We start from the raw sequence: 25912 nt of genomic DNA on the forward strand, positions 1-25912 counted from the left end.
TCGATGAGCAGATCGACGAGGGCGTCGGCCCGCAGCTGTGCGAGCGTCCGGCCGTCGCCGAGGGAGATGTCGGCGTCTCCACCGGCGCCGCCACCCGTCCGGTCCGCCCCGCCGTCCCGGTCCGCCCCGTCCCGGTCCGCCCCTCAGCCCCGGTCCGCTCCCGTCCCGCTCCGGCTGGCGGACGCCCCCGCCGCGCAGGAGAGCCGTCGAACTCGGGAGATCACGACCGGACGACCTCCACGTGGTTCACGTTCTCCGCCGCCCCCGGCTCCGCCTGACGCTCCGCTCCCGCCGTCTCAGCCCGTGAATCCGCCGAACAGCAGCGACACCGTCATCGCGATGATGACCGAGTCGAAGGCGAACGCGAAGACGACGTTCGCGCGCACCAGGCGCCAGCCCTCTCTCGAGCGGATCTCGGCCGAGACCGTGGCCGCCATCGTGGACAGCAGGAGCGCGAGGGTCGCGTCGTCACTGAAGTGCGGCGCCTCCTCGAAGGCGAAGCGCACCTGCGACCGCCGGGGCGACCGCGACTCGAGGCGCAGGCAGGCCTCTGCGACCGCAAAGACCATCAGCACCCACGAGCTCGCGACGGCGAGCAGGGCGGCGGCGATGGAGAGGGGCTCGCTGCGGAACTCCGTCCTCTGCGCGATCGCCACCGTGACCGCGATCGCCACCGCGACCACGATCGCCGGCACCGCCGCCGACAGCGTCGTGCCGGTCGCCCCGGTCGCCCCGGTCGCCCCCAGCATCCGCGAGAGGAGGCGCCGCTCGCCGCGCGCCTCCTCCTCGGCGGTGCTCCGCAGCGCCTGCTCGTCGAGGCGCGAGTACGAGGCGGCGCTCCAGCCCACGGAGAGGGCGGTGGAGAGCGGCCGGCCGAGCAGGTGCACCGGAACGAGGGTCGCCGTTGCATCGACGGCCCCGTCGCCCGGAGCGAGCGGCCCCGTCGCCAGGACGAGCAGCACCACCACGATCGTGACCAGGAGGCTCACGCAGACCCGGAACAGATCGGAGCGGGGTCGTTTGCGCGCGGTCATCGTCGTCCTCCCCGTCAGGGGCTCGAAGCGCGCCCCGAACAATCTCCACGCCGTTCCGTCCTGCGGTGTCCCCGTGCACCACCGGGCCATTCGTTGCAACCAACAACAAATCCCCCCGCGCACCCGGCAGAATGGACCCATGACCTCACGGAGCAACTGGGCGGGCACCTACGAGTACCGCGCCGCCGCCATCATCGAGCCGGAGTCCGTCGAGGAGGTGCAGCGCCTCGTCCGCGAGAACGAGCGCGTCCGCGCCCTCGGCAGCCGCCACTCCTTCAACTCCCTGCCCGACACCCCCGGCGCACTGCTGCACCTGGGGCGCCTCGCCTCCGACCCCGTGATCGACGCCGAGGCGAGCACCGTCACCGTCGGCGGCGCCACCCGCTACGGCGTCGTCGCCGCGCACCTGCACAGCAACGGCTACGCCCTGCACAACATGGGCTCGCTCCCGCACATCTCGGTCGCCGGCGCCATCGCGACCGGCACCCACGGCTCGGGCGACCGCAACGCGAACCTCTCCTCCGCCGTCTCGGCCCTCGAACTCGTCACCGCCGACGGCTCGCTGCGCACGATCCGCCGCGGGGAGCCGGGCTTCGAGGGCGTCGTCGTCGGCCTCGGCGCCTTCGGCATCGTCACCCGCGTGACCCTCGACATCCAGCCGACCTTCGACGTCCGCCAGGACGCGTTCGTCGACCTGCCCTGGGAGCGCGTGCTCGACGACTTCGACGCGATCACCTCCTCCGCCTACAGCGTCAGCCTCATGACCCACTGGTCCTCGCCGACCGTGGAGCAGCTGTGGCTGAAGACCAAGGTGGCGGCGGGATCCGTCGCCGACGTCGACGCGACGCACCTGGGCGCGGTCGCCGCCTCCGCGAGCCTCTTCGCCGTCTCGGAGGGCGTCGACTCCAACCTGAACCCGTTCGGCGGCTCCGTCGGACCGTGGTCCGAGCGCCTGCCGCACTTCCGCCTCGACCGCGAGCCGAGCGCGGGCGACGAGATCCAGAGCGAGTACATGGTGCCGCGCGCGAACGTCCGCGAGGCGATCGTGGCGCTGCGCGCGATCGGCGAGCGGATCGACGACGTCCTGCTCATCACGGAGCTGCGGACCATGGCGGGCGACGACCAGTGGCTCTCCCCCGCCGGAGGCCGCGACAGCGTCGGCGTGCACTTCACCTTCAAGAAGGACCGCGCCGGCGTCGACGCCGTGCTCCCCGCCGTCGAGGGCGCGCTGCTGCCGCTCGGGGCCCGGCCGCACTGGGGCAAGCACTTCCTCGCCGGAGCCGACGAGATCGCGCCGCTCTACCCGCACCTCGAGGAGTGGCGCACCCTCCGCTCCGAGTGGGACCCCTCGGGCCGCTTCGCGAGCGACTTCCTCCGCGACCGCCTGCTCGGCTGAGCGGCACCCGCCCCGCGGGACCAGGCAGGTTCCGCGGGACGGGGCTCACAGGACGCGGCTCACGGGACGCGGGTCACGGGACGCGCCTCACAGGACGCCGCTCAGAACAGGCGGGCCGCGTCGGCGGGCTCGACGAGGTCGCGCACCAGCGCCGGGATCCGCTTCCGGAACGGGAAGAACCCCCGCGACGCCGACGGCCACGCCGCACCGTCCCAGCGGCGGCGCACAGTGACGAGCGCGACCCCCTCGTCGGCGAGAGCCGAGCGGAGCGCCTCCACCCGCTCTCCGACGGGCCCGACCGGCGCGTACGGAACGACCACCGTGTCGATCCGCTCGGAGACCGCCCAGTCGACGACCGTCGCGGGACGCGCGTCCGCGAGCACCCTCGCAGGCCGGCCGCTCGAGTCGGAGGTGCGCTCGGCGGCGTCGGCGAGCGCCGCGGCGGTGAAGGCGGCGACCGCGTCGGAGACTCCGGACGGCGAGCGCCCGCCCGCGTCCCCGGCGACGGCGCACGCGACGAGGCGCTCGGCCAGACCCGGCTGCTCGGCGAGCAGGCTCTCCGCCTCGAGGTCCTCCTCGTGCAGCAGGAGGCCGGGGCGGGCGCCGACGGTCCCGACGACGTCGTCCTGCTCGAGCGGTGCCCGCGGCGGGAAGGGCTCCTCGGTGAGCGCGGGGGCCGTGGTGGCGAGGCCGCTCGGCGAGAAGCGCCCCTCCGTGTAGCGCGCGATGTTGGACGCGGAGGCGAGGTAGGTCTTGCCCGGAGTCTGCAGGCCGGCGACCCATCGCCACGACAGGGTGTTGGACGCGGCGTCGCCGTCGAGCAGGTGCCGGTAGAAGAAGTCGGCGCCGAGCTGCCAGGGCAGTCCGAGGGTGAAGATCCAGATGCTCGCGAACCACATGCGGGTGTGGTTGTGGAGGTACCCGGTCTCGACGAGCTCGCTCACCCACGCGTCCATCGCGTCGATGCCGCTGCGTCCGCCGATCGCGTCGAGGTAGCCGGGCGGAGGATCGCCCGCGGAGGAGTCCGCCACCTCGCGGCGGTAGCGGCGCCAGACGTCCGGGTTCTGCTCGAGCCAGCCCTTCCAGTAGGTGCGCCAGAACACCTCCTGCACGAACTTCTCCGCGGCGGTCAGGCGATGCCGCGCGAGGACCGCGGCGACGACCTCCCGCTCGGTGACGAGGCGGTGGCGGAGGTAGGGCGAGAGTCCGGAGACGTTGTCCCGGGACGGTCCGAGGTCGTGGTTGCGGTCGCGGGCGTAGGCGGAGCCCGCGCGGGCGACGAAGTCGTCGAGCGCCTCGAGACCGGCGGCTCTGGTCGGGATGAACATCGCCCCATCATCGGCGTCGGCCCGGTGAGAACACCGGCAGGGGCCTCCCGAGTGCGCTCCGGGGACGGAGGCGCCCGCCGCGCGCTCGTCAACGGGGTGACCGGCGCCTCCGACCCGACGTAGCGTCGGAGGACGAGAGGGAGGCCGCCATGCCCCGCGAGGAACAGATCCCGTCCACCATCGAGCGCTCCGACGAGCACGCGCAGAAGCTCTGGTCGGCCGCGCACGACTCGGCCGTCGACAGCTACGGCGACGGCGAGCGAGCCCACCGCACGGCCTTCGCCGCACTGAAGCACGAGTACGAGAAGGTCGGCGACCACTGGGAGCGCAAGGCCGAGAGCGGCCCCTCCGACTCCCGCGCCGAGGGCCACGGCCGCTCCCCCGGGGGCGAGACGGCGGGCGGAGTGGACGCGAACGCGACCAAGGCGCACCTGATGGACCTCGCCAAGCGCCTGGACGTCTCCGGCCGCTCGCGCATGACGAAGGCCGAGCTCGTCGAGGCCCTGCAGAAGGAGAGCACCCGCCGGACGCGCGACGCGCGGTGAGGGCGCCGGCGGGGCCGGGGACAGCCGCCCCGCCGAGCCCCGGCCCGCTCAGTCCAGCGCGTCCCTGATGGCCGCCATGCCCAGCTCCAGCTCGGCGAAGGTCGTCGACAGCGGCGAGAGGCCGATCCGGATGCCGTCGGGTCGGCGGAAGTCCGGCACGATCCCCTCCGCCTGCAGCCGCGGGACCAGGCCGGCGAACGACTCGTGCGCGATCGTCACGTGCGAGCCGCGCCGGGCGGGGTCGAGCGGAGTCGCCACCCGCACCCCGCGCGGCACCAGCCACGCGTCGGCCAGCTCCAGCGCGTACGCCGTCATCGCCTCCGACTTCGCGCGGACCGCGGGCATGCCCACCGAGGCGATCAGCGCGATCATGTCCTGCATCGCGAGCATCCCCGTGATCGGCGGAGTCCCGCTGAGGAAGCGCCGCATCCCCTCGGCCGGACGGTAGCCGGGTCCCATCTCGAACATGTCGGCGACGCCCATCCAGCCCTGCACCGGCTGCGCGAGCGAGCCCTGGTGCCGCGACGCGACGTACGCCCACGCGGGCGCCCCCGGGCCTCCGTTCAGGTACTTGTAGGAGCAGCCGACCGCGAGGTCCGCGCCCCACTCGTCGAGCTCGAGCGGCACCGAGCCGACGGAGTGGGAGGCGTCCCAGAGCACGAGCGCGCCGGCCTCGTGCGCCTGGGCGGTGATCGCCGCGGCGTCGGCGAGGAACCCCGAGCGGTACGCGACGTGGCTGAGCAGCACCAGTGCCGTCCGCTCGCCGAGCACCGGGGCGAGGTCGTCGGGGCCGACGCCGCTCCCGGGGTCGGAGTCGATCCAGCGGAGCGTGCTGCCGGTCTCGGCCGCGATGCCCTCCAGCACGTACCGGTCGGTGGGGAAGTTGTCGGTGTCCACGACGATCTCGTCGCGCCCCTGCTCCGCCTGGCGGGCGATCGCCGCGCGGGCGAGCTTGTAGAGCAGGACGGTCGTGGAGTCGGCGACGACCGTCTGCCCGGCCGCGGCTCCCAGCACCGCGGAGCCGAGGGCGTCGCCGACCTCGAGCGGCATGTCGAGCCAGCCCTCCTCCCAGCCGCGGATGAGGCGGCCGCCCCACTCCTCCTCCGCGAACCGCGCGAGCCGGGCGACGCTCGCGCGCAGCGGCCGGCCGAGCGAGTTGCCGTCGAGGTAGGAGCGGACCTCGGGGGTGCGGACGAACAACTCGGGGCAGTGCGCGAGCGGGTCCTGGGCGTCGAGCGGATGCATGCCCTCACCCTAGGTCGCGGGTGCCGGGCGCGACGCGCGCCGCCGGGGTCCCTGACGGGTGCTGCCGGGGTCCCTGACGCTGCTCGGACGCCGCCCACTGTCCAGAAGTCGTCGCACTCGGCGTCGACTGCGACGACTCCCGAGCACTCGCGAGCCCTCACACCGGAGCCTCCCCCACTGTCCAGAACTTGTCGCACTCGAGCTCGAGTGCGACGACTCCTGGACAGTCGCGGGAGCCGGAGGAGAACGGACCTCGAGTCCGCGAGCGCCCCCGCACCCGCGAGCACGGCCGGGCACCTGGGAAGTCAACGGGCGGACGCCGCGCCCCGCCCCGCCTAGCCTCCGAGGACGGCTCCGGCCCTGTCGCGCCCGTCGCTCCGCAGGCGCCCTCCGAGAGCACCGCTCCCGACACCGAGGACGCCCCCACCGGAAGCTGACACCCGACCGCTCGCCCCGCTCGCGCGGGGGAATGCCGACGGCCCGGAGGACACTGTCCCCCGGGCCGTCGGCGTCGGTCAGCGCGCGTCGCGGCGGCGGCGCGTCACTCCGAGCGCGAGCGCTCCACCGGCGAGCAGGGCGAGAGCCGCCGCGGCGGTCCAGCCCGTCTCGACGCCGGTGCTCGCGAGTCCCGAGCCGGTCCGCGGAGGAACGGCGCCGGCCGGAGCGGGAGCCGGCGTGCGGGTCGGCTCGGCCGTGGGCGGCGCGGTCGGCTCAGCCGTCGGCGCGACCGTGGGCTGCGCGGTCGGCGCCGTGGTCGGCTCAGCCGTCGGCGCGACCGTGGGCTGCGCGGTCGGCGCCGTGGTCGGCTCAGCCGTCGGCGCCACCGTCGGCTCGACAGTCGGCCCCGGCGTCGGCACCGTCCCCGTCCCGAACACGGAGTCCGCGGAGCCGAGCGACGCGAGCACCGTCTCGCCGTTCGCGTCGTCCACGCCGTCGTTGTCGGTCACCGCGAACACCTCGCCGGAACCGGTGATCCCGAGGCCCTCGAGCTTCTCCTGGGTCCAGCCGTTCCCGGCCTGCAGCGCGGGCAGCACGTCGACCGCGAGGGTCTTCTCGAGCATCGGCAGCGTCTCGCCGACCGCCGCGCCGGCCTCCGTCGGCAGCGGCACCGTGTACACGGCCTTCAGCGCGGCGTCCGGCCCGTTGAGCTTGTCGCGCTCGATCACCGCGAGCGTGCCCGCGGGGGTCAGCGTGATCTCCGAGAGCCCGTTCCAGTCGCCGTCCGCCCCGGACACGGCCTCCAGCGGGTAGCCGAAGAAGCTCCAGCTGTCGGCGGCGACGTCGTAGCGCCCGATCCGGACCACTCCGTCGGCGTCGATCGAGGCCTCGCGCTGCAGCGCCGTCCAGACGATCTCACCGTCGGCGCCGTCCTCGACGGTCACGCCCTCGAAGCCCTGCTTGCCCAGCGCTGAGGCGAGCTCCGCGGGCAGGGCGATCCTCTCGGTCACCGCGGCGTCCGCGTCGAGTCGCAGGAGCGCGTTGCCGTCGCCTGTCCCGCCCTCCGTCACGGCCCAGAAGCCGCCGTCGACGCGGGCGGCGATCCCCTCCAGATCCAGAGCGGCGGGCTCGCCGCCCTCGGTCACCGTGAGGGTCGTGTCGAGCAGCGCCGGCGAGACGGAGGTGTCGATCGAGTGGAGTGTGCTCGGCGCGTAGGCGCTGTCGCTCACCGCGTACAGGCGGTCGGGCGCCGCCGGATCGGTCGAGAGGCCCGAGAGCGCACCCCAGGGCAGCGGCGATCCGTCGACGTCGGCCGACAGCACGGTCGGGAACGCGGGGGCGGAGGCGCCGAGCGCGTAGAGCTGCACGCTCGCGCGGACGGCGGCCTCAGCGTCGTCGGTCTCGCTCGAGACGACCAGCAGGTCGCGCTCGGGCAGGGCGAGCAGCCCCTCCGGGCCGGGCGTCGACGGCAGCGCCTGCACGAAGCGCGGCGCGGTCGGCTCCGACACGTCGTAGACGGCCACGAAGTTGGCCCGCTCGGCGCCGACGAACACGTAGGGGACGCCGTCGAAGGTGGCCGAGAGCAGGCCCTCGGGCTCGGAGCCCTTCGCGTCGGAGCGCTTGTCCGGGTAGAGCCCGAGGCGCACCGCGAGGTGGTCGAACGAGTTCCCGGCGTCCCACTGCACGGCCCCGGTCGCGGCGTCGAGGATCGACCAGCCGCGCGTGCCGCCCTTCCAGTCGCCCTCGTTCGCGATCGCGACGTGGTCGTCGCCGACCCAGCCGATCGCGTCGGGCTCGCGCGGGACGTCGGTGATCGAGCCGGTCAGCGAGATCGAGTCGTCGTCGAGCGTGTCGATGCCGCTGACGGAGGCGGTGCCCGCGGTGTACGAGGCCGTGACGGAGCGGGTGGCCAGGTCGACGATCGCGACGGCGTTGTTCTCCTGCAGCGTCACGGCGACGGCCGTGTCGGATGGGTTGATCGAGACGTACTCGGGCTCCGGGTCCGACGGGGTGTCGAGGCCGGCGAGACCGGTGAGGTCGACGTGCTCCGGCACCCAGGCGGACGGGTCGCCCGCGAGGTCCATCACCACGAGCTCCCCGGCGGGCGCCTGCGGGAGGTCGCCCTCCTCGCCGCCCTCGGGGGCGAGGTCCTCGTCGCGCTGGTTCTCGATCGCGATGACCGCGGTCGAGCCGTCGGTGGTGACGTCGATGGAGTCGGGCTGGCCGCCGAGCTCGATGCTCGCGACGGGCGCGAGGTCGTCGGCGTGCAGCACGCTGACGTGGCCGGAGGGGTTCGCGAAGTCGCCGTCGCTCGTGTCGACCACCGCGAGCACGTACTCGCCGGTCGCGTAGACCGAGGTCGGCTCGCCGCCCACGCCGACGCCGCCGAGCGGCTCGGGGGAGTCGGGGTCCGAGATGTCGAGGACGTCGATGCGCTGCCCGGCGGAGTCCGTCGAGTAGACCAGGCGGCCGTCGGGCGACGCGCTCGAGATCTCGGCGACGGCGGAGTCGGCGGACGGGTCGGCCGCGTTCAGGTAGGCCGGCACCGTGGCGATGCGGGTGAAGAAGGAGTCGCCCGCCGCGGAGGCGGGCAGGGCCGCGGCTCCGAGGGTGCAGCCGGCGAGGGTGACGGTGAGGGCGAGGGCGGCGGTGCGGGTGCGGGTGCGGGTATGACGAGAGGACACGGGTCTCCTGAGCGGCTTCGAAGGAACCCGCCCACGCTGGCCGCCCCCGGTGAACGCGCCGCCGCCCGCAGGTGTCCGCCCGGCGAACGCGCGGTGGCGGAGCCGCGACCGGGCGGGGTCTCGAGACGCCGGCACGGACGCCTCGAGACCCGCCAGGCGGCGTGATCAGCGCGCGAGACCCTCGGCGGCCGAGCCCCAGGAGCCGAGGGCCGCGAGCACGCGCTCGTCGCGCGCGAGCGTCAGCGCCTCCGCGTACCCCTCCTCCAGCACGTCGTCGAGCCGCACCCGCGCACCCGTCTCGGAGGAGCGGACCGCCGCCTCCACCATCGCGAGGCTCCGCACGTTCGAGTGCACCTCGCCCGAGGGCACCGCCCCCGAGCCCAGCACCCGCACGAACTCCGCGAGCGAGCCCGCGATCTCCTCGGGCACGGGCTCGAGCGCGGCGCTCCGCACCGCCTCCGACTCGCGCGACTGCCACTCCGGAGCGCCGTCGCCGTCCCAGTGCGCGGTGCCGCCGGCCCCGTTGACGCGCCAGTCGCCGTTCCACGAGGTCTCGAGGCCGTCGGCGCACCAGCTGCCGGTGTAGCTGAAGCGCACTCCGCCGGCGAACTCGAACACGGCGCTCGCCGCGGCTCCGTCGGCGTACCAGCTCCAGCCCGGGTTGTACTCCTCGCAGTAGACCGCGACCGGGTCGCTGTCGAGCAGGTACCGCGCCGCGTCGAAGGCGTGGATCGCCATGTCGACCAGGAGCACGTGGTCCATCTCGTCGCGGAAGCCGCCGAAGCGGGGCGCCTTCGCGAAGTGCACGGAGGCGGTGCCCAGCTGCCCGAGCCCGGCGATCTGCTCGCGGAAGGCGGTGATCGCCGCGTAGTAGCGGCGCGACTGGCTGGTCATCAGGAGCCGGCCCGAGGCCTCTGCCGTCGCCGCGAGCACCAGCGCCTCGGCGATGGTCGGCGCGATCGGCTTCTCCGAGAGCACGGGCAGCCCGGCGAACAGCGCCTCCGAGCTGACGGGCAGGTGCGCCCGCGGCACGGTCACGTTGACCACGGCGTCGGCGCCGGAGCGCGCGGCGACCTCGGCGACGGAGGCGCCGACCGCGACCGGGCCGACCCCCTCCTCCTCCGCGGCAGCCGTGGCGAGGTCGACGTCGAGGTCGACGAGGCCGACGAGCTCGGCGTCCGGGGAGTCGCGGATGGTGCGGATCCAGGCGCGGCCCATCGCGCCGGCGCCGACCTGGACGAGGCGGACCGTCATCGGACGAGCGCTCCCTCGTAGTCCTGGCCGTTGTGGAAGTCCTCGGTCTCGTAGCGCTGCAGCACCGGGAGGCGGCGCTCGGGGCGCGAGGAGCGCACCCACTCGACGCCGTTCGCGATCACGCGGCGCACCTCGGCCTGGTGGTAGACGGGGTAGTCCTGGTCGCCGGGGGAGAAGAAGAAGATGCGCCCGTGGCCGCGCTTCCAGGTCATGCCGGAGCGGAAGACCTCGCCGCCCGTGAAGGTCGAGAGGAACACGAGCTCGTCGGGCGCCGGCACGTCGAAGAACTCGCCGTACATCTCCTGCTGCGGGATCAGGAAGGGGTGCGGGATCCCCTGGGCGATGGGGTGCGTGGGGTCGACGGTCCAGACCAGCTCGCGGTCCTGCTCCGAGCGCCAGCGCAGCGTGCAGGTGGTGCCCATGAGCTTGCCGAAGATCTTCGACCAGTGGCCGGAGTGCAGGACGACGAGGCCCATGCCCGAGAGGACGTGGCGCTGGACGCGCTCGACGATCTCGTCGGAGACGTCGCCGTGGGCCATGTGGCCCCACCAGACGAGCACGTCGGTGGCGTCGAGGACGTCCTCGGTGAGGCCGTGCTCGGGCTCGTCGAGCGTGGTGGTGGAGACGGTGGCGCGCTCGCCGAGGTTCTCGCGGATGCCGTCGGCGATCGTGCTGTGCATGCCGTCGGGGTAGATCGCGCGGACCTTCTCCTCGATCTGCTCATGGCGGTTCTCGCCCCAGACGAGGACGCGGACGGGGGAGGAGGGTGTGGTCACGGTGTTCCTTCTTCGACGGTGGAGACGGTGCGGCAGTGGGCGGGCCGACGCGGGGTTAACCGCTTTACCGGCCGCGTCTCCTAGGATGCGGGAGACGTCCGCCCCGCGTCAACCACGGCCGGGCGGCGCGAGCGGAGGAGGCGCGGTGGCCACGATGAGGGACGTCGCGCGCCTCGCGGGGGTCTCGATCGCGACGGTCTCGTTCGTGGTCAACGACACCAAGCCCGTCTCGCCCGAGACGCGCGAGCGGGTGCGGGCGGCGATGCGCGAGCTCGGCTTCCGGCCGCACGCCCTGGCCCGCGCCCTCGCTCGGCGCCGCTCCGGGATCGTCGCGGTCGTCTATCCGCTCGTGTCGAGCCGGCCGCTCAACACCGCCACCTCGTTCCTGCTCGGCGCCGCCGAGGCCGCGGCGGAGCAGGACCACTCGATCGTCCTGTGGCCGACCGTCGGCGGCTCCGACCGCCTCGCCGACCTGCGCGCCGACGGCCTGATCGACGGCGTCGTGCTGATGCAGGTCACCAGCGAGGACGAGCGCGTGCCGGTCCTGCGGGACTCCGGCACGCCCTTCGCCCTCATCGGGCGCACCCGCGATCCGTCCGCCCTCGACTGGGTCGACATCGACTTCGAGGGGATGGTCGAGGAGGCGCTCGGCCGGCTCGCCGGCCTGGGGCACGCGCGGGTGGCGCTCGTGCTCGGCCCGGACCGCGAGGCCGCGGCCGACTTCGGCCCCTACGCGCGCACCCAGGAGGCGTTCGCGCTCGCCTGCGCGGCCCGCGGCGTCGAGGGCGTGCTGCTCCGCTGTGAGGAGTCCCCCGCCGGCGGCCGCACCCTCGCCCGCTCGTTCGACCCCGCCTCCGCGACCGCCGTGGTGATCGTCAACGGGGGCGCCGCCGTCGGGTTCGCGCACGAGGTGCGGCACCGCGGGCTGCGCGTGCCCGAGGACCTCTCGATCGTCCTGCTCGCCTCCGACCCCGACGTCGCCGACCTGGCCGACCCGGCGCTCGACCTGCTCGTCGCGCCCGGCCGCGAGCTCGGCCGCCGCGGAGTGGAGGCGCTGCTCGCCCGCCTCGCCGACCCGGCGGCGCCGCTCCTCCAGGAGCGCATCGGCGGCCCGTGGCGCCCCGGCGGCTCGGTCGCCCCTCCGCGCTGACGGCCGGCGCCCCGGGAAGCCCCGGGAGCGCGCGCTACGGCACGATCGAGTCGATGTAGCCGCCGTCGACGCGCACGGCGGCGCCCGTGGTGGCCGAGGCGAGCGGGGAGGCGAGGTACGCGACCATGTGGGCGATCTCCTCCGGCTCGATGAGGCGCTTCAGCAGCGACTGCGGCCGGTGCAGGCGCATGAACTCGCGCTGCGCCTCCTCCCACGGGAGCTCGCGGTCGACCAGCTCGTAGACGAAGTCCTCGACGCCGCCCGTGTGGGTCGGCCCGGCGAGCACGCTGTTCACCGTCACCCCGGTGCCGGCGGCGGCCTTGGCGAAGCCGCGCGAGACGCCCAGCAGCGCGGTCTTCGACACTCCGTAGTGGATCATCTCGGCGGGCGTGACGACGGCGGAGTCGCTGCCGATGTAGAGGACGCGGCCCCACTCGCGCTCCATCATCCCCGGGAGGTAGGCGCGGGTGAGGCGCACGCCGGTGAGCACGTTGACCTCGAAGTAGCGGCGCCACTCGTCGTCGTCGATGGAGAGCGCATCGGCGGAGCCGAAGATCCCGAGGTTGTTGACGAGCACGTCCACCTCCGAGGCCGCGCGCAGGAGGGAGGCCGCGCCCTTCTCCGTCGACACGTCGGCCGCGACTCCGCGCACCCGCGCCTCCGGCACCGCCGCGCCGACGGCCTCGATCGCCCGGCGGATCGACCGCTCGGAGCGGGCGTTCACGATCACCTCGGCGCCCGCCTCCGCGAGCGTCGTCGCGATGGCCAGCCCGATGCCCTGCCCCGACCCCGTGACGAGGGCCGTGCGCCCGGTGAGATCCAACCCGATCATGCTGCTCCGCTCCGCGCCGCCGCCCGCCGGCCGCGCTCGGGGTCGAGCATGCCACCGAGCCCTGACATCCGGCCCGCTTCCGGCTGAGGACGCCCGCGGGTCGCCGCGGCGTCGCTCGGAACATCGGAGACCGTTGCCAACCGGACACTCGTGCGTTACGGTCTAATCAATCGGCAATACGTATTACCCGCGGGTAGTAGGTCGATGACCCAGATTGTCGACGAGGACGAGGCGGACGCGTGACCCCGATGCAAGCAGATGTCGCCGTGATCGGCGGCGGACTCGGAGGAGTGGCCGCGGCGATCGCCCTCGCCCGCAACGGCCTCTCGGTCGTGCTGACCGAGCAGTACCCGTGGCTGGGCGGTCAGCTCACCTCGCAGGGCGTCCCGCCGGACGAGCACACCTGGGTCGAGCAGTTCGGCGTCACCGCCGACTACCGGCGCCTCCGCGACGGCATCCGCGGCTACTACCGCCGCAACTACCCCCTCACCGCCGAGGCGATGCGCGACGACCGCCTGAACCCCGGCCGCGGACTCGTGAGCCGGCTCTGCGCCGAGCCCCGCGTCGCCGTCGCCGTGCTCGACGAGATGCTCGCCCCCTACCGCTCGAGCGGAGCGATCCGCGTCGTCACCGGCGTCGTCCCCTTCGCCGTCGACGGCGGCCCGGGCCGGATCGAGCGCGTCCTGCTGCGCGACGCGGTCTCGGGCGAGGAGCTCGCCGTCTCCGGACGGTACGTGGTCGACGCGACCGAGACGGGGGAGCTGCTCCCCCTCGCGGAGGTCGACTACGTCACGGGCTCCGAGTCGCGCGACGAGCACGGCGAGCCCAGCGCTCCCGCCGTCGCCGACCCGATGAACGTGCAGGCCGTCACCTGGTGCTTCGGCTTCGACAGCGCGGACGGCGACCACACCATCGAGCGCCCGGCCGACTACGACTACTGGCACGAGTACGAGGTGCCCTTCTGGGGCGGGAAGCTCCTCTCCTTCACCGCGCCGAACCCGAGGACGCTGCGCCCCGAGACCCGCACGATGCACGTGAACGCCGTGGGCGACACCCGCACCGCGGACCAGCGCGCGCAGGGCGGGGACACCGACCTCTGGATGTTCCGCCGGATCCTCGCGACCGAGACCCTCCGACCGGGCGCGCTCGACAGCGACATCGTGCTCGCGAACTGGCCGATGCTCGACTACCTCGACAGCTCGATCCTCGACGTGCCGGAGCCGGAGAAGCACCTCGCCGGCGCCCGCGCTCTCTCGCTGTCGTACTTCTACTGGCTCCAGACCGAGGCGCCCCGGCCCGACGGCGGCCGCGGCTGGCCCGGGCTCCGGCTCCGCGGCGACGTGATGGGCACCGCCGACGGCCTCGCGCAGGCCCCCTACATCCGCGAGTCCCGCCGGATCCGCGCGCTCACCACGGTGCGCGAGCAGGACGTCTCCGTCGCCGCCCGCGGGACGGGGAGCCCCGCGCGCTTCGACGACTCCGTCGGCGTGGGCATGTACCGGATCGACCTGCACCCGACCACCGGAGGCGACAACTACCTCGACGTGGAGTGCTCGCCGTTCGAGATCCCGCTCGGCGCCCTCGTGCCGCGCACCCCGACGAACCTGCTGCCCGGGGGCAAGAACATCGGGACGACGCACATCACCAACGGCGCGTACCGCCTCCACCCCGTGGAGTGGAACATCGGCGAGGCCGTCGGCGAGCTGGCGGCCCTCGCCCTCGCCGAGGACCTGTCGCCCCACGAGATCGCCGCCGACCCCGCCCTCGTCGCCCGCCTGCAGGCGAGGCTCGAGTCGCGCGGCGTAGAGACCCACTGGCCCGACGTCGTCGGGTACTGACCGGGAACACCGAGAAGACCATTGGAGAAAGAGAGACGATGAGACCAGCGAAGAAGCTGATGGCCTCGCTCGCCGCAGTCGGAGTGATCGCCGCCCTCTCGGGCTGCGGCGCCGCCGGCGGCGGGGACGACTCAGCACCCGTCGCTCTGAGGATGTCCGTCTGGACCTCCGACGAGAAGCAGCTCGCCCTGTTCGACTCGATGGCCGACGAGTACATCGCCGACCACCCCGAGATCGAGTCCGTGACCTTCGAGTCCCTCCCGTTCGCGGACTACAACTCGACCCTGACCACGCAGGCCGCGGGCGGCAATGCCCCCGACCTCGCCTGGGTCGGCGACATCGCGAAGGACCTGATCGACGCCGGAGCGCTCGCTCCGCTGACCGAGACCTTCGAGGGGACCGAGGGCTACGAGTACGACGACATCCTGCCCAGCGTGGCGCAGTCGTTCAGCCAGGACGGCGAGCTCTACGCGTACCCGTTCTCCAACTCGCCGTTCGCGCTGTACGTGAACCAGGACCTCGTCGCGCAGGCCGGGCAGACCGTCGACCCCGCGACGCTCACCTGGGAGGACGTCGACCGCATCGGCGCGGCCGTCAACGAGTCGACCGGCAAGGCCGGCTATATCATCCGCGACTTCGACTTCTCGGGCTGGCTGAGCCTCGCGAACCTCTGGGCGGGCTGGGGAGCCCAGCCGTGGAGCGACGACGGGACCCAGTGCACGATGGACTCGCCCGAGATGGTGGAGGCGTTCCAGTTCTTCCACGACTCGGTCTACGTCAGCGGCGCGACCCCCGGACCCGGCGTGACGGCGGACTTCTTCGCCGGCGACGCCGCGTTCACGACCGCGCAGGTCTCGCGGGCGAGCCTGCTCGACGGCTCGTTCCCGTTCGAGATCTACCCGCTGCCCGTCGGCCCCGCCGGCGAGTACGGCAACATCGGCCAGGCCGGCATGGCCGCGCTCGCAGGCGGCGACCACGTGGAGGAGGCGACCGGCTTCCTCTCGTTCATGACCAACCCGGAGAACTCCGCCAAGCTCGCGCAGTTCTTCCCGCCGCCCCGCGAGTCGCTGCTGTCCGGTGAGGAGCTGGCGAAGGTCAACACGCGCCTCAGCGCCGAGCAGCTCGACCGCGTCGTGGTCGACGAGCTCGCCGACGTGTCCGCCACCCCTCCGGTGACGAGCCCCGCCGAGATCACCTCGGTCGGCAAGACGGCGCTGGACCGCATGTGGTCGGCCGACGCCGACGTCGCCGAGGTGCTCGGAGGCGTCTGCGACGCCATCGCGCCCGTCCTCCAGGGGAAGTGATCCCGTGACCGCGACCTCGACGGACAGCCGCCGATCCGCTCCCGCCGGCGCCTACTGGAACCTCCGGCGCCGCGACGCGCTCGCCGGCTGGCTCTTCATCGCGCCCCAGCTGCTCGGTGTGATCGTGTTCGTGCTGCTGCCCGTCGGGCTCGCGGTCTGGTTCAGCCTCAACGAGTGGAACGTCTTCACCGGCTCCATGACCTTCGTGGGCGGCGAGAACTACGAGCGGGCGATCAACGACCCGAGCATCGGCGCGGTGCTCGGCACGACCGCGGTCTTCTCCGGGGGAGTGGTCGTCCTGAACCTCGCCCTCGGGCTGGGCCTGGCCGTGCTGCTCAACCGGAGGATCCCGGGCGGCGCCCTGTTCCGCACGCTCTTCTTCTCGCCCGTCGTCATCTCGGTGGTCGCCTGGACCCTCGTCTGGGGCTTCCTCCTCCAGGACAACGGCGCGATCAACGGCCTGCTCTCGCTGGTCGGCCTCGACGGGCCGAACTGGCTCCAGGAGGGACCCACCGCGATGGCGAGCGTCATCGTCACGCAGGTCATCCGCAGCGTCGGCGTCAACATGGTGCTCTTCCTCGCCGCGCTGCAGGGAGTGCCGGGCGACCTCTACGAGGCGGCCCGCCTGGACGGCGCGAGCCCCCGCGCGATCTTCTTCCGGATCACGCTCCCGCTCATCTCGCCCACCCTGCTCCTCACCGCCATCCTCACGATCGTCGGCTCGCTGCAGGCGTTCGCGCAGGTCGCCGTCCTGACCGAGGGCGGGCCGGAGCTGTCGACGACAGTGCTCGTCTACTACGTGTTCCAACAGGCCTTCGAGTTCAGCGACATCGGCTACGGCGCGACGCTCTCGCTGATGCTGCTCCTCTTCGTCCTGATCCTCACGGTCGTGCAGTGGCAGCTGCGCAAGAAATGGGTCTTCTATGAGAACTGACGCCGTCGTCGAGCAGGGGACCCCGCTCACGCCACGCCTCGAAGCCGTCCCGGAGCCGCCCGTCAAGCGCCGCCGCGGCCGCAGCCCGCTCATGACCGCCCTGCTCGTCGTGACGCTGATCCTGCTCGTGCTGCCGTTCGCGGTGCCGACGTTCTGGATGATCGCCTCGTCGTTCAAGCCGGTGAACGAGATCTTCTCGAACCCGCCGACCCTGCTGCCGGACTCGCCGAGCCTGGCGGGCTACGCCGAGGCGTTCCGGTTCCAGCCGTTCGCGCTCCAGTACTGGAACAGCCTCTACATCGCGGTCACGGTCACCGTGGTCACGCTGCTGGTGTCGAGCCTGGCCGGCTACGCCTTCGCCCGGATCCCGTTCCCGGGACGCAACGCGGTGTTCCTCGTCGTCCTGACCGGCCTGCTGGTGCCGACGGAGGTGACGATCATCCCGCTGTTCCAGATCTTCCGGCAGCTCGGCTTCATCGACACCCACGTGCCGCTGCTGCTGGTGCCGATGGTCGGAGCGCCGGCGGTGCTGGGCACGTTCATCATGCGGCAGTACTTCATCGCGATGCCCGGCGAGCTCGAGGAGGCCGCGCGCCTGGACGGCCTCGGCCGCTTCGGGATCTGGCGGCGCATCTTCCTGCCGCTGTCCAAGCCCGCGCTGTCGGCCGTCGCGATCCTGACCTTCCTCGGGTCCTGGAACATGTACCTCGAGCCGACGGTCTACCTGACCTCACCCGAGCTCTTCACCCTGCCCCAGGCGCTCACCCGCTTCACCGACGCCTACGGCGGGGAGATGTGGGACGTGCAGCTCGCCGCGGCGACGATGACGGTCGTGCCCGTGCTGGCCGTGTTCCTCCTCGCTCAGCGGCAGTTCGTGGAAGGGCTCGCGCACTCCGGTCTGAAAGGCTGACCCGGTGTTCACGGATCGCCCCCTCGCCGCCCTCCGCGAGTTCCGTGCGGAGGTCGCGGAGCCCGACGACTTCGACGCCTTCTGGCGGGCCACCCTCGCGCTCGGGCGGGAGGGCGGCCCCGCCGTGAGCGCCGCGCCGGTCGACGCGGGCCTCCCGCTGGTGCGGGTGCGGGACGTGCGGTTCCCCGGCTTCGCGGGCGAGCCGATCGCCGCCTGGCTGATGACCCCCGCGGTCGACCCGGGCGCCCCGCTCCCCGTGGTGATCGAGTACCCCGGGTACGGCAGCGGACGGGGCCGTCCGATCGAGCACCTCTGGATCGCCGCCGCCGGGTACGCGCACCTGGTCGTCGACGCGCGAGGCCAGGGAGCCGGCCGCCTCGCCCGCTCCGGAGCCACCCCCGACCCCCACGGCAGCGGACCCGCGTACCCCGGGGTCACGACGCGCGGCATCGAGTCGCCCGAGACGTACTACTACCGGCGCCTGATCGCGGACGCGGCGCTCGCCGTCGACGCCGTGGAGGCGCTCCCCGGGCTGGACCCGGACCGAGTGTCGGTCTTCGGCGGCAGCCAGGGCGGAGCGCTCGCGACCGCCGCGGCGGCGCTGCGCCCCCGGGTGCGCGCGGCGATCGCCCTGGTGCCCTTCCTCTCCGACGTCCTCCGCGCCACGACCGTCACGAACGAGGCGCCCTACGTGGAGATCGCCCGCTACCTGGCGACCCGCCCCGAGGACCTCGACGCCGTCGAGCGGACCCTCTCCTACGTCGACGGCGTCCACTTCTCGCGGCGCCTGCGCTGCCGGGTGCACCGCTCGGTCGGCCTGATGGACCCGATCTGCCCGCCCTCGACGGTCTTCGCCTCCCACAACGTCTCCGGCGGCGAGACGTCGATCGACGTGTGGCCGTACAGCGGGCACGAGGGCGGCGGGGTCGGCGACCGCGAGCGGGCGCTGGAGGTGCTGCGAGAGGTCCTCGGGTGACCGAGCGGGCGTGACCCCGCGTCTCAGCGCGTCGGTGCCTCCTCCATCCCGAGCCGCATCGCCAGGTCCATGGCGCGCAGGCGGGCCGGCGAGACGTCGTAGGGCAGGCTCCGGATGATCTCGCCGGCGCTCCGGGCGCGGGAGCCCTGTGCGGGATCGGGGGCCGTCGCGGGGTCCTCGGGCGGGTGCGCCTCGTCCCACGCGTCGAAGATGGCCTCGTCCTCCTCGAGCTGACCGGACTCCTCGACGACGCGCATCAGCCGGGCCTCGAAGGCGTGCCGCTCCCGCGCCACCTGCTCCACCCGGGGGTCGTCCTCGGCGACCGTGTCGTCGAGGGCCTCCTCGGCGGCGTCGACGCGGTCGGCCTCCGCCCGCAGCGCCGGATCGGCGGCGAGGACGACGAAGCGGCCGGCCTGGGACACGGCGCCCAGCGGGCCGAACATCCGCTCGGTGACCAGCAGGGTGTCGAGGTCGGCCTGGCGCAGCGAGCCCTCGGGTGCGCCCTCGAGGCGGCGCGAGACGATGTCGTCGAGCAGCCCCAGCCGGCCGCCGAGGGTCCGCATGCGCCGGACCGAGGCCCGCTTCCGCTGCAGCTCCTCCTCCTGCGCGGCGAGCGCGTCGTCCAGCCGCGCGAGGACGCCCGCGACCTCGTCCTCGCGGTCGGCGCTGTCCTCGGCGCCGGCCGGGGCTGCGACGGCGAAGGCGTCCCGGATGTCCTCGAGCGCGACCCCGGCGTCGGCCAGGCGGCGGATCCAGAGCAGCCGGATGATGTCGTCGTAGCCGTAGCGCCGACGACCGTCTCCGCCCCGCTCGCGCTCGGGGAGCAGCCCGAGCCGGTGGTAGTGGCGGATCGCCCGCGGAGTGACGCCGGCGAACGCGGCGGCGTCGCCGATCTGCACCTGGCGGGGCGGGGCGGGGAACGACTGCATGGGGGACCTCTCCGATCGGGACGGTGTGCATCGAGCAGACCACATGACGCAGGGGCAGGAGCAAGCCCGCCCGGCCTGCTCCCGCCCCGCGTCCCCCTCGCGCTCAACGCGCCAGGCGCACCGTCGCGATCTCGAACGGACGCAGCTCGAGGCGCACGTCGGCCGACTCCGCCTCGACGGAGCTCTCGATGCGGACCTGCTCGGTGGGACGCTCCATCAGGTCGGTGCGGGTGACCGCCCGGACGGCGAAGGCGGCGCGGAGGGTCGATGCGGCGCGGCGGCCGAGCGACTCGTAGAGCCGCACGATCACGTCGCCGCTCCCGTCGTCCGCCGCCTTCACGGCCTCGACGATCACCGAGGGGTCGTCGATCGACACCAGGGGAGCGACGGGCGCGGCGCCGGTGAGCCTGCGGACCGGGGTGTTCAGCGCGTAGCCGGCCTCGACGGCGTCGGGCAGCTCGGCGCCGACCACGAGCGACACTGCGAGGCGGTGGCGGCCCTGGTCGGCGTCCGGGTCGGGGAACAGCGGCGCGCGCAGGAGCGAGAGCCGGACCGTGGTCGTCGGTGTGCCGGCCGCGGCGCGGTCGCGGGTGATGTCGTGCCCGTAGGTGGAGTCGTTGACGACCGCGACGCCGAAGCCCGGCTCGCCGACGTGCACCCAGCGGTGCGCGACGGTCTCGAAGCGCGCGGCGTCCCACGTCGTGTTCACGTGGGTCGGCCGGTGCACGTGGCCGAACTGGATCTCGGACGTCGCCCGGTCCGAGAGCAGGTCGAGCGGGAAGGCGAGCTTGAGCAGCTTGCGGCGCTCGTGCCAGTCGATGTCGAGGCCGAGGTCGACGGCCGCCCGGCCGATCTGCAGCGAGACGGTCTGCACGACCGTGGAGCCGCCGAACGAGCGGGTGATCACGACCGCCGGCACCTCGCGGCCGAGCGGGTCGCTCACGGTGCCGGCGCGGACCGAGTCGACGCCGACGAGGTCCTCCACCGTGCGGCGGTAGTTGTCGTCGAGGTCCCAGGCGTCCCACTTGTTCGGGGTGTCGCGGTGGAGCTGGAGGAGCCCCGCGGCTGCGCCGGCGGGCACGACCTCCCGGCCGCTCGCGAGGTCCACGACCGACTCGAGGAGTCCGGAGGCGCCGATCCGCACCCGGACGAGCCCGTTGTCGAGGACGTGGGCGTCGCCGTCGGAGCGGAGCGTCGGGGCCGAGTGCTCCGCGGCGGGGTCGGCCGCGGCCGCGCCGAGCGCCGGCACGCCACCGACGGCGAAGGGGGAGGAGTTCACCAGCAGCTCCGCGGAGCCCTCGCCGGCGAGGGCCCGGACGGTCTCGGCGATCATCTCCTCGATCCGCTGCGCGATGCGGGCGTAGTTCTCCTCCGCCTCGCGGTGCACCCAGGCGATGGAGGTGCCGGGCAGGATGTCGTGGAACTGCTGCAGGAGGACCGTCCGCCACATCTCGCGCAGCTCGTCGGCCGGGTACGGGACCCCGGCGCGGACGAGGGCCGTGGTCGCCCACAGCTCGATCTCGCGGAGCAGGTGCTCGCTGCGGCGGTTGCCCTGCTTGGTGCGCGCCTGCGACGTGTAGGTGCCGCGGTGGAACTCGAGGTAGAGCTCGCCCGACCAGGTGGGCGCGTCCGGGTACTCGGCCTGCGCCTCCTCGAAGAAGCGGCGGGGCGTGGACAGCTCGACGGTCGGCGAGCCCTCGAGGCTGCGCGTGCGGCGGGCGGCCGCGATCATCTCGCGGTTGGGGCCTCCTCCGCCGTCGCCGTAGCCGAAGGGCACGAGCGACATGGTGCCGCTGCCCTTCTCGGCGTACTGGCGCTCGGCGCGGGCGAGGTCCTCGCCGGAGAGGTCGGAGTTGTAGAGGTCGACGGGCGGGAAGTGCGTGAACACGCGGGTGCCGTCGATGCCCTCCCACCAGAAGGTGTGGTGGGGCATCGTGTTGGTCTCGTTCCACGAGATCTTCTGCGTGAGGAACCAGCGCCCGCCCGCTCCGGCGATGATCTGCGGCAGCGCGGCGGAGTAGCCGAAGGAGTCCGGGAGCCAGACCTCCTCGGTGTCGATCCCGAACTCGTCGAGGAAGAAGCGCTTGCCCTCGAGCAGCTGGCGCACGAGCGCCTCGCCGCCGGGCATGTTCGTGTCCGACTCGACCCACATCCCGCCGACCGGCACGAAGCGGCCCGCGAGCACGTGGCCGCGGACGCGCTCGAACAGCTCCGGGTGGTCGCGCTTCAGCCACGCGTACTGCTGCGCGGAGGAGGCGGCGAAGACGAAGCCCTCCTCGCGCTCGATCAGGTCGCAGACGTTCGAGAAGGTGCGGGCCACCTTGCGGGCGGTCTCGCGGGCGGGCCAGAGCCAGGCGGAGTCGATGTGGGCGTGGCCGACGGCGTGCAGGTGGTGCGCGCTGGCCGAGGCGGGGCGCTCGAGGACCGTCCGCAGCGCCTCCCGGCCCGCGGCGGCGGTGCCGGACACGTCGTCCGGATCGAGGACGTCGACGGCGCGGTCGAGGGCGCGCACGATCTCGGCGCGCCGCTGGGAGGACTCGGGCAGCTGCCCGATCAGCCCGACGAGCACGGCCATGTCCTGCTCCAGCTCCCAGACCTCTCGGTCGAGCAGCCCGAGCTCGAGACGGCGGAGGCGGTAGAGCGGGTCGGACGGCAGGGCGCCGTCGGCGGGGCGGCCGCCGAGCGCCGTGGGGGTGAAGGACCAGTCGCCGGTGATGTTCGGGTTGGCGGCGGCCTCGATGTAGAGCTCGACCGTGCGGTCGCCCGCCTCGTGGCCGGGCAGCCGGTCGAGCGGGACCGACTGGTTGAACGGCTCGACGGCCTTCACGACCGTGCCGGTCGCGGTGAAGACGAGCCCCTCCGCCTCGAAGCCGGACTGGGCGCCGGTGTAGCCGAGGTCGACGACGAGCTCGGGCTGGCAGCCGTCGACGCCGACCCAGGAGGCGGGGATCTCGCCGCGCACGTGGAACCACACGGTGCCCCAGGGGGCGCCCCACGGCTCCCCGATGCGGGCGGGCGCGTAGGACGCGCCCCGCGCCTGGTCGAAGGGGACCGGCTCGCCCGGAGCGGTCCACGACTGGATCCCGAGCGGCTCGACCGCCCGGTGGATCGCCGGCCGGAGGCTCTCGGCGCGGAAGCGGGCGATGCGGGCTTCGATGCGGGTGCTGTCGTCATGCATGCGTTCTGGTGCTCGTTCCGTGTGCAGTGGGGGAGGGCGGCGGCGCGGAGGGCGCCGCCGCCCGGGGTCAGGAGGCGATGACGACGCGGTGCCCGTCGGGGAAGACGGCCACCTTCCGCCAGGTGTCGCCGGAGCGCTCCCAGCCCTCGTTGACCTGACCGGCCGGAGGGGTCGGGATGGTCTCGGGGGCGCGGGCGACCGTGGTGTAGCCGGCCGCGCGCTCCACCCGGCCGCGGCCGAGCTCGAACGAGGTCAGGCGTCCGTTGTCGACGATCAGCGAGCCCTCGTCCACTCCTGCGGCGCCGCGCTCGATGAACGGGTTCACGAGGCGCGTCTGCGAGGAGTCGCTGCCCAGCACGATGGCCTTCTGCTGCGGGAAGCGGCCGAGGCTGAGCCCGTAGAAGCCGCCGAGGACGGTGAGGTTGCGCACCTCGAAGTCCGCTCCGCCGTTCGTCAGGCCGACGCCGAGGCAGTTCGCGCCCGAGGTCGGGAAGAAGTTCGGGTTCACGATCATGTGGCTCGTGCCGGCCTCGATCAGCACCTCCCAGCCGTCGCGGGAGCCCTCCGAGCGGAAGTTGATCAGGGTCAGGCCGGAGTTGACCGAGCGCCGGTTCTCGTTGCGGATCGACCGGAGGCCGACCGTGCCGCCGATGGCCTGGCAGTCGAGCAGCGTCATGTTCGTCGGCGCGAGGAGGAAGCCGCCGAGGCCGGGGCTGATCGCCTCGACGTTGGTCATCGAGCCGCCGATGGAGGCCTTGCCCGAGTCCTCCACGCCCCAGCCGGCGGGGGCGACGATCTTGATCTTGTTCCAGGAGTTGGCGTACGAGTACTCGTCGTCGACGCCCGACACGAAGGTGGCGCGCTCGCGGAAGATGCCCGACTTGCCGGTCTTCTGGATCCACAGGTTGCGGAACTCGCAGTTGACCAGCGAGCGCAGCGACATCCCGTGGCCGCCGGAGGGCGTGCCCGTCATCTCGAAGTCGGCGAGGACGACGCCGGTGGCCTTGTTGTTGTTGGCGGGACCGGCCGCGTCGCCGGTCTGGCCGGAGACGGTGAAGATGTCGCGGGTGGAGCCCTCGATCTGGACGATCCTCGTCTGGCGCATGCCGGCGCCGACGATCTTCGGCCCGGCGTAGCCGTAGGGCGGCCCGTTCTCGGGCTGCACCGGGTAGCCGCGGTAGTCGACCGCGAGGCCCGTCACCCGGATCTCGCCGGCGGGGAGTGACACCTCGCCGCCCGGAGCGGTCATCGCCTTGTCGATGGCCGCCTGCACCGCGCGGGTGTTGTCTGCGCCGGCGCGGTCGTCCCAGCGGAACTCCTTGTCGAGCGGTGAGATCGGCCCCTCGGTGACGCTCAGGCGCTTCTTCTGCCCGGGAGCGTCGGCCGGGGGCGCGGCGGCGGCCGGAGTGGCGGCGCCGACGGCCCCTGCCGCGCCGGCGAGGGCGGCGGCGCCCCCGGCGAGGAAGAGGCGGCGCGAGTTGTCGGGCCTGCGCTGCGGATCGTGCTCGGGCTGCTGATCGGGCTTGTGCTGCCGATCGGGCCTCGGGGAGGCCGTGGTCTGGTTGTCTGGGTCTGCGGGATTCATCATCGTCGACGTTCCGCCCTCTCTCGCCCCGGATGGGCGTACGGCGATCCTTCGTCATCGGTAGCCTGAGGTCAAGACGTAATACCTATTACCAGGATGAAGCGGGGGTGTCCGGGTGCCGCGGATCACGCAGAAGGACATCGCGCGTCTCGCGGGAGTCAGCCAGACGACGGTGTCGTTCGTGCTCAACGACAAGGGCGAGCAGCTCGCCCGGGTCCCGGAGGCGACGCGGGCGCGGATCCTCAAGGCGATCCAGGAGACGGGGTACGTCGCCGACCCCATCGCGCGCCGCCTCAAGCAGGTCGGCACCGGCATGATCGGCGTCTACACCTACGAGAGCCTGTTCCCGCTCGATCGCGAGGACTTCTTCCACCCGTTCCTCGCCGGCATCGAGGAGGAGGCGCAGAACCGCGACATCGACCTCCTCCTGCTGACCAGCGGTCGCGTCGGCGGCCGTCGCGGCGGCCTCAGCGGCGGCACCACCCGGCTGCGCCTGGCCGACTCCTGCATCCTCCTCGGGCAGCGCATGCCCCGCGAGGAGCTCGAGTTCCTCAACGCGAGCGGCTTCTCCTTCGTCAGCATCGGCCGCCGCGACGACGCCGGCGGGCCCGTGCCCTACGTGGCCGCCGACTACGCGTCGATCGTCCGCGAGCTGATCTCCTGCGCGCGCGCCCTCGGCCACACCCGCTTCGCCTACGCCGGCCACGGCGAGGGCGTCGAGTCGTACACCGACCGCATGGCCGGCGCGCGGGCCGAGCTCGGCGACGGCTTCCTCCACCTCGTGCCGGGGCCGGAGGCGTCGCCGCGGGAGTGGATCCGCCGGATCGCCGCCGAGGGCGTCACGGTCGTCCTCGCCGAGCAGGAGGAGCAGTTCGTCCTCCTGCAGGAGGCCGCCGAGGCCGAGGGGGTGGCGGTGCCGGGCGACCTGTCGCTGGTGTCGCTCTCCGGATCGGCCGACCGCACCGGCTGGCAGGCCGGCTTCGAGCTGCCCCGGCGCGACATGGGGCGCCGCGCCGTGCAGATCCTCATCGAGGGCGACCCCGCGCGACGGGAGCAGCAGCTCCTCCGCTGCACGCTCGTCGACGGCGCCTCCCTGGCCGCGGCTCCGGCCTGACCGGTCGGCCCTGACCGCTCGGGCCTGAACAGCCGGGCTCAGCCCGAGTGGTGGCGCCCGATGGGCAGCACCAGCGGCGTCCGCGAGACCGGGTCCTCGATCACGCGCGACTCCATCCCGAACACCGCGCGCACCGTCTCCGGCGTCACCACCTCGGCGGGCGTGCCCGAGGCGTACAGGGCGCCGTCGCGCACGGCGACGAGGTGGTCGGCGTAGCGGGCGGCGAGGTTGAGGTCGTGCAGCACGATCACGATCGTCGTCCCGCGCGAGCGGTTGAGGTCGGTGAGCAGGTCGAGCACCTCGACCTGGTGCGACACGTCGAGGTAGGTCGTCGGCTCGTCCAGGAGGAGCACGTCGGTCCGCTGGGCGAGGGCCATCGCGATCCACACCCGCTGGCGCTGCCCGCCCGAGAGCTCGTCCACGGGGCGGTCGGCGAGCTCGAGCGTGCCGGTGTCGCGCAGC

At 73.4% G+C, this 25912-nt stretch carries 20 protein-coding genes and 1 pseudogene; 10 read left to right on the plus strand and 11 right to left on the minus strand.

Annotated elements, in window-relative coordinates; all coding sequences use genetic code 11:
- Nucleotides 1-278: pseudogene (locus C5C27_RS18360) on the plus strand (hypothetical protein); the annotation flags it as partial.
- A gap of 18 nt (nt 279-296) precedes the next feature.
- On the opposite strand, the gene C5C27_RS08735 reads toward C5C27_RS18360, so the two are convergent.
- A complete protein-coding gene (locus tag C5C27_RS08735; protein ID WP_181133488.1) occupies nt 297-1034 on the minus strand; it encodes a DUF1345 domain-containing protein in 738 nt (245 codons plus the stop codon).
- A 139-nt stretch (nt 1035-1173) separates the two neighbouring features.
- Between C5C27_RS08735 and C5C27_RS08740 the strand changes: the two genes are divergently transcribed.
- Nucleotides 1174-2430, plus strand: a complete 1257-nt coding sequence (locus tag C5C27_RS08740) for an FAD-binding protein (protein WP_104234610.1) — start codon at nt 1174-1176, stop codon at nt 2428-2430.
- 101 nt (nt 2431-2531) lie between these two features.
- Here the strand turns inward: C5C27_RS08740 and C5C27_RS08745 are convergent, their stop codons facing one another.
- The gene (locus C5C27_RS08745) at nt 2532-3758 is read right to left on the minus strand and encodes an FAD-binding domain-containing protein (protein ID WP_104314157.1); all 1227 of its coding nucleotides are present in this window, start codon (nt 3756-3758) and stop codon (nt 2532-2534) included.
- A 149-nt stretch (nt 3759-3907) separates the two neighbouring features.
- Here C5C27_RS08745 and C5C27_RS08750 point away from each other — a divergent pair, with 149 nt between their 5' ends.
- Nucleotides 3908-4303 (plus strand): ChaB family protein, encoded by a 396-nt coding sequence (locus tag C5C27_RS08750; protein WP_104225169.1) that lies wholly within the window; start codon nt 3908-3910, stop codon nt 4301-4303.
- A gap of 48 nt (nt 4304-4351) precedes the next feature.
- Here C5C27_RS08750 and C5C27_RS08755 read toward each other — a convergent pair whose 3' ends face one another.
- The 4 genes from C5C27_RS08755 to C5C27_RS08770 form a co-directional block, all read right to left on the minus strand.
- Nucleotides 4352-5548 carry a kynureninase gene (locus C5C27_RS08755; protein ID WP_104314158.1) on the minus strand — a complete coding sequence of 399 codons (1197 nt, stop codon included), beginning with the start codon at nt 5546-5548 and terminating at the stop codon, nt 4352-4354.
- A gap of 515 nt (nt 5549-6063) precedes the next feature.
- Entirely contained in the window at nt 6064-8670 is a 2607-nt protein-coding gene (locus C5C27_RS08760) for an esterase-like activity of phytase family protein (RefSeq protein ID WP_104314159.1), read from the minus strand.
- A gap of 165 nt (nt 8671-8835) precedes the next feature.
- Entirely contained in the window at nt 8836-9924 is a 1089-nt protein-coding gene (locus tag C5C27_RS08765; RefSeq protein ID WP_104314160.1) for a Gfo/Idh/MocA family protein, read from the minus strand.
- Complete coding sequence (locus C5C27_RS08770) at nt 9921-10700, minus strand: ThuA domain-containing protein (protein WP_104224317.1); 780 nt, start codon at nt 10698-10700, stop codon at nt 9921-9923. Before C5C27_RS08770 ends, C5C27_RS08765 begins: the two co-directional genes overlap by 4 nt.
- Nucleotides 10701-10854: 154 nt before the next feature.
- Between C5C27_RS08770 and C5C27_RS08775 the strand changes: the two genes are divergently transcribed.
- The gene (locus tag C5C27_RS08775; protein WP_258062807.1) at nt 10855-11850 is read left to right on the plus strand and encodes a LacI family DNA-binding transcriptional regulator; all 996 of its coding nucleotides are present in this window, start codon (nt 10855-10857) and stop codon (nt 11848-11850) included.
- A gap of 34 nt (nt 11851-11884) precedes the next feature.
- Here C5C27_RS08775 and C5C27_RS08780 read toward each other — a convergent pair whose 3' ends face one another.
- A complete protein-coding gene (locus tag C5C27_RS08780; protein ID WP_104314165.1) occupies nt 11885-12679 on the minus strand; it encodes an SDR family NAD(P)-dependent oxidoreductase in 795 nt (264 codons plus the stop codon).
- A gap of 251 nt (nt 12680-12930) precedes the next feature.
- Here C5C27_RS08780 and C5C27_RS08785 point away from each other — a divergent pair, with 251 nt between their 5' ends.
- Genes C5C27_RS08785 through C5C27_RS08805 form a run of 5 tightly spaced genes read left to right on the plus strand, consistent with a single transcriptional unit; the run spans nt 12931 to nt 18644 of the window.
- Nucleotides 12931-14520: an FAD-dependent oxidoreductase gene (locus C5C27_RS08785; protein WP_104234052.1), complete on the plus strand. Its 1590-nt coding sequence runs from the start codon at nt 12931-12933 to the stop codon at nt 14518-14520.
- A 38-nt stretch (nt 14521-14558) separates the two neighbouring features.
- Entirely contained in the window at nt 14559-15824 is a 1266-nt protein-coding gene (locus C5C27_RS08790; protein WP_104238791.1) for a sugar ABC transporter substrate-binding protein, read from the plus strand.
- Between the two features lie 4 nt (nt 15825-15828).
- Complete coding sequence (locus C5C27_RS08795) at nt 15829-16758, plus strand: carbohydrate ABC transporter permease (RefSeq protein WP_104238790.1); 930 nt, start codon at nt 15829-15831, stop codon at nt 16756-16758.
- Nucleotides 16748-17668: a carbohydrate ABC transporter permease gene (locus C5C27_RS08800; protein ID WP_244229554.1), complete on the plus strand. Its 921-nt coding sequence runs from the start codon at nt 16748-16750 to the stop codon at nt 17666-17668. Before C5C27_RS08795 ends, C5C27_RS08800 begins: the two co-directional genes overlap by 11 nt.
- 4 nt (nt 17669-17672) lie before the next feature.
- On the plus strand, nt 17673-18644 hold the full coding sequence (locus tag C5C27_RS08805) for an acetylxylan esterase (protein ID WP_104314161.1): 972 nt from the start codon (nt 17673-17675) through the stop codon (nt 18642-18644).
- A 23-nt stretch (nt 18645-18667) separates the two neighbouring features.
- On the opposite strand, the gene C5C27_RS08810 is transcribed toward C5C27_RS08805, so the two are convergent.
- From C5C27_RS08810 to C5C27_RS08820, 3 genes are all read right to left on the minus strand, one after another.
- Nucleotides 18668-19573 (minus strand): MerR family transcriptional regulator, encoded by a 906-nt coding sequence (locus C5C27_RS08810; protein WP_219813151.1) that lies wholly within the window; start codon nt 19571-19573, stop codon nt 18668-18670.
- Between the two features lie 103 nt (nt 19574-19676).
- Nucleotides 19677-22751 carry a glycoside hydrolase family 38 C-terminal domain-containing protein gene (locus C5C27_RS08815; protein ID WP_104314163.1) on the minus strand — a complete coding sequence of 1025 codons (3075 nt, stop codon included), beginning with the start codon at nt 22749-22751 and terminating at the stop codon, nt 19677-19679.
- Nucleotides 22752-22818: 67 nt separating this feature from the next.
- Nucleotides 22819-24339, minus strand: coding sequence for a hypothetical protein (locus C5C27_RS08820; RefSeq protein WP_104314164.1), 1521 nt, complete (start codon nt 24337-24339; stop codon nt 22819-22821).
- 112 nt (nt 24340-24451) lie between these two features.
- On the opposite strand from C5C27_RS08820, the gene C5C27_RS08825 reads away from it, so the two are divergent.
- Nucleotides 24452-25450, plus strand: a complete 999-nt coding sequence (locus C5C27_RS08825) for a LacI family DNA-binding transcriptional regulator (protein WP_104227154.1) — start codon at nt 24452-24454, stop codon at nt 25448-25450.
- A 38-nt stretch (nt 25451-25488) separates the two neighbouring features.
- On the opposite strand, the gene C5C27_RS08830 is transcribed toward C5C27_RS08825, so the two are convergent.
- A partial coding sequence (locus C5C27_RS08830) for an ABC transporter ATP-binding protein (RefSeq protein ID WP_146079639.1) occupies nt 25489-25912 on the minus strand: 424 nt, incomplete at its 5' end.

The organism is Rathayibacter sp. AY2B7 (genome assembly GCF_002931635.1).
GTDB lineage: Bacteria > Actinomycetota > Actinomycetes > Actinomycetales > Microbacteriaceae > Rathayibacter.

What these genes read in the sequence shown, in the direction of transcription:
- C5C27_RS08735 (WP_181133488.1), bottom strand. Translation starts at nt 1,034, where the DNA reads ATGACCGCGCGCAAACGACCCCGCTCCGATCTGTTCCGGGTCTGCGTG.
- C5C27_RS08740 (WP_104234610.1), top strand. Translation starts at nt 1,174, where the DNA reads ATGACCTCACGGAGCAACTGGGCGGGCACCTACGAGTACCGCGCCGCC.
- C5C27_RS08745 (WP_104314157.1), bottom strand. Translation starts at nt 3,758, where the DNA reads ATGTTCATCCCGACCAGAGCCGCCGGTCTCGAGGCGCTCGACGACTTC.
- C5C27_RS08750 (WP_104225169.1), top strand. Translation starts at nt 3,908, where the DNA reads ATGCCCCGCGAGGAACAGATCCCGTCCACCATCGAGCGCTCCGACGAG.
- C5C27_RS08755 (WP_104314158.1), bottom strand. Translation starts at nt 5,548, where the DNA reads ATGCATCCGCTCGACGCCCAGGACCCGCTCGCGCACTGCCCCGAGTTG.
- C5C27_RS08765 (WP_104314160.1), bottom strand. Translation starts at nt 9,924, where the DNA reads ATGACGGTCCGCCTCGTCCAGGTCGGCGCCGGCGCGATGGGCCGCGCC.
- C5C27_RS08775 (WP_258062807.1), top strand. Translation starts at nt 10,855, where the DNA reads ATGAGGGACGTCGCGCGCCTCGCGGGGGTCTCGATCGCGACGGTCTCG.
- C5C27_RS08785 (WP_104234052.1), top strand. Translation starts at nt 12,931, where the DNA reads ATGCAAGCAGATGTCGCCGTGATCGGCGGCGGACTCGGAGGAGTGGCC.
- C5C27_RS08790 (WP_104238791.1), top strand. Translation starts at nt 14,559, where the DNA reads ATGAGACCAGCGAAGAAGCTGATGGCCTCGCTCGCCGCAGTCGGAGTG.
- C5C27_RS08800 (WP_244229554.1), top strand. Translation starts at nt 16,748, where the DNA reads ATGAGAACTGACGCCGTCGTCGAGCAGGGGACCCCGCTCACGCCACGC.
- C5C27_RS08810 (WP_219813151.1), bottom strand. Translation starts at nt 19,573, where the DNA reads ATGCAGTCGTTCCCCGCCCCGCCCCGCCAGGTGCAGATCGGCGACGCC.
- C5C27_RS08815 (WP_104314163.1), bottom strand. Translation starts at nt 22,751, where the DNA reads ATGCATGACGACAGCACCCGCATCGAAGCCCGCATCGCCCGCTTCCGC.
- C5C27_RS08820 (WP_104314164.1), bottom strand. Translation starts at nt 24,339, where the DNA reads ATGATGAATCCCGCAGACCCAGACAACCAGACCACGGCCTCCCCGAGG.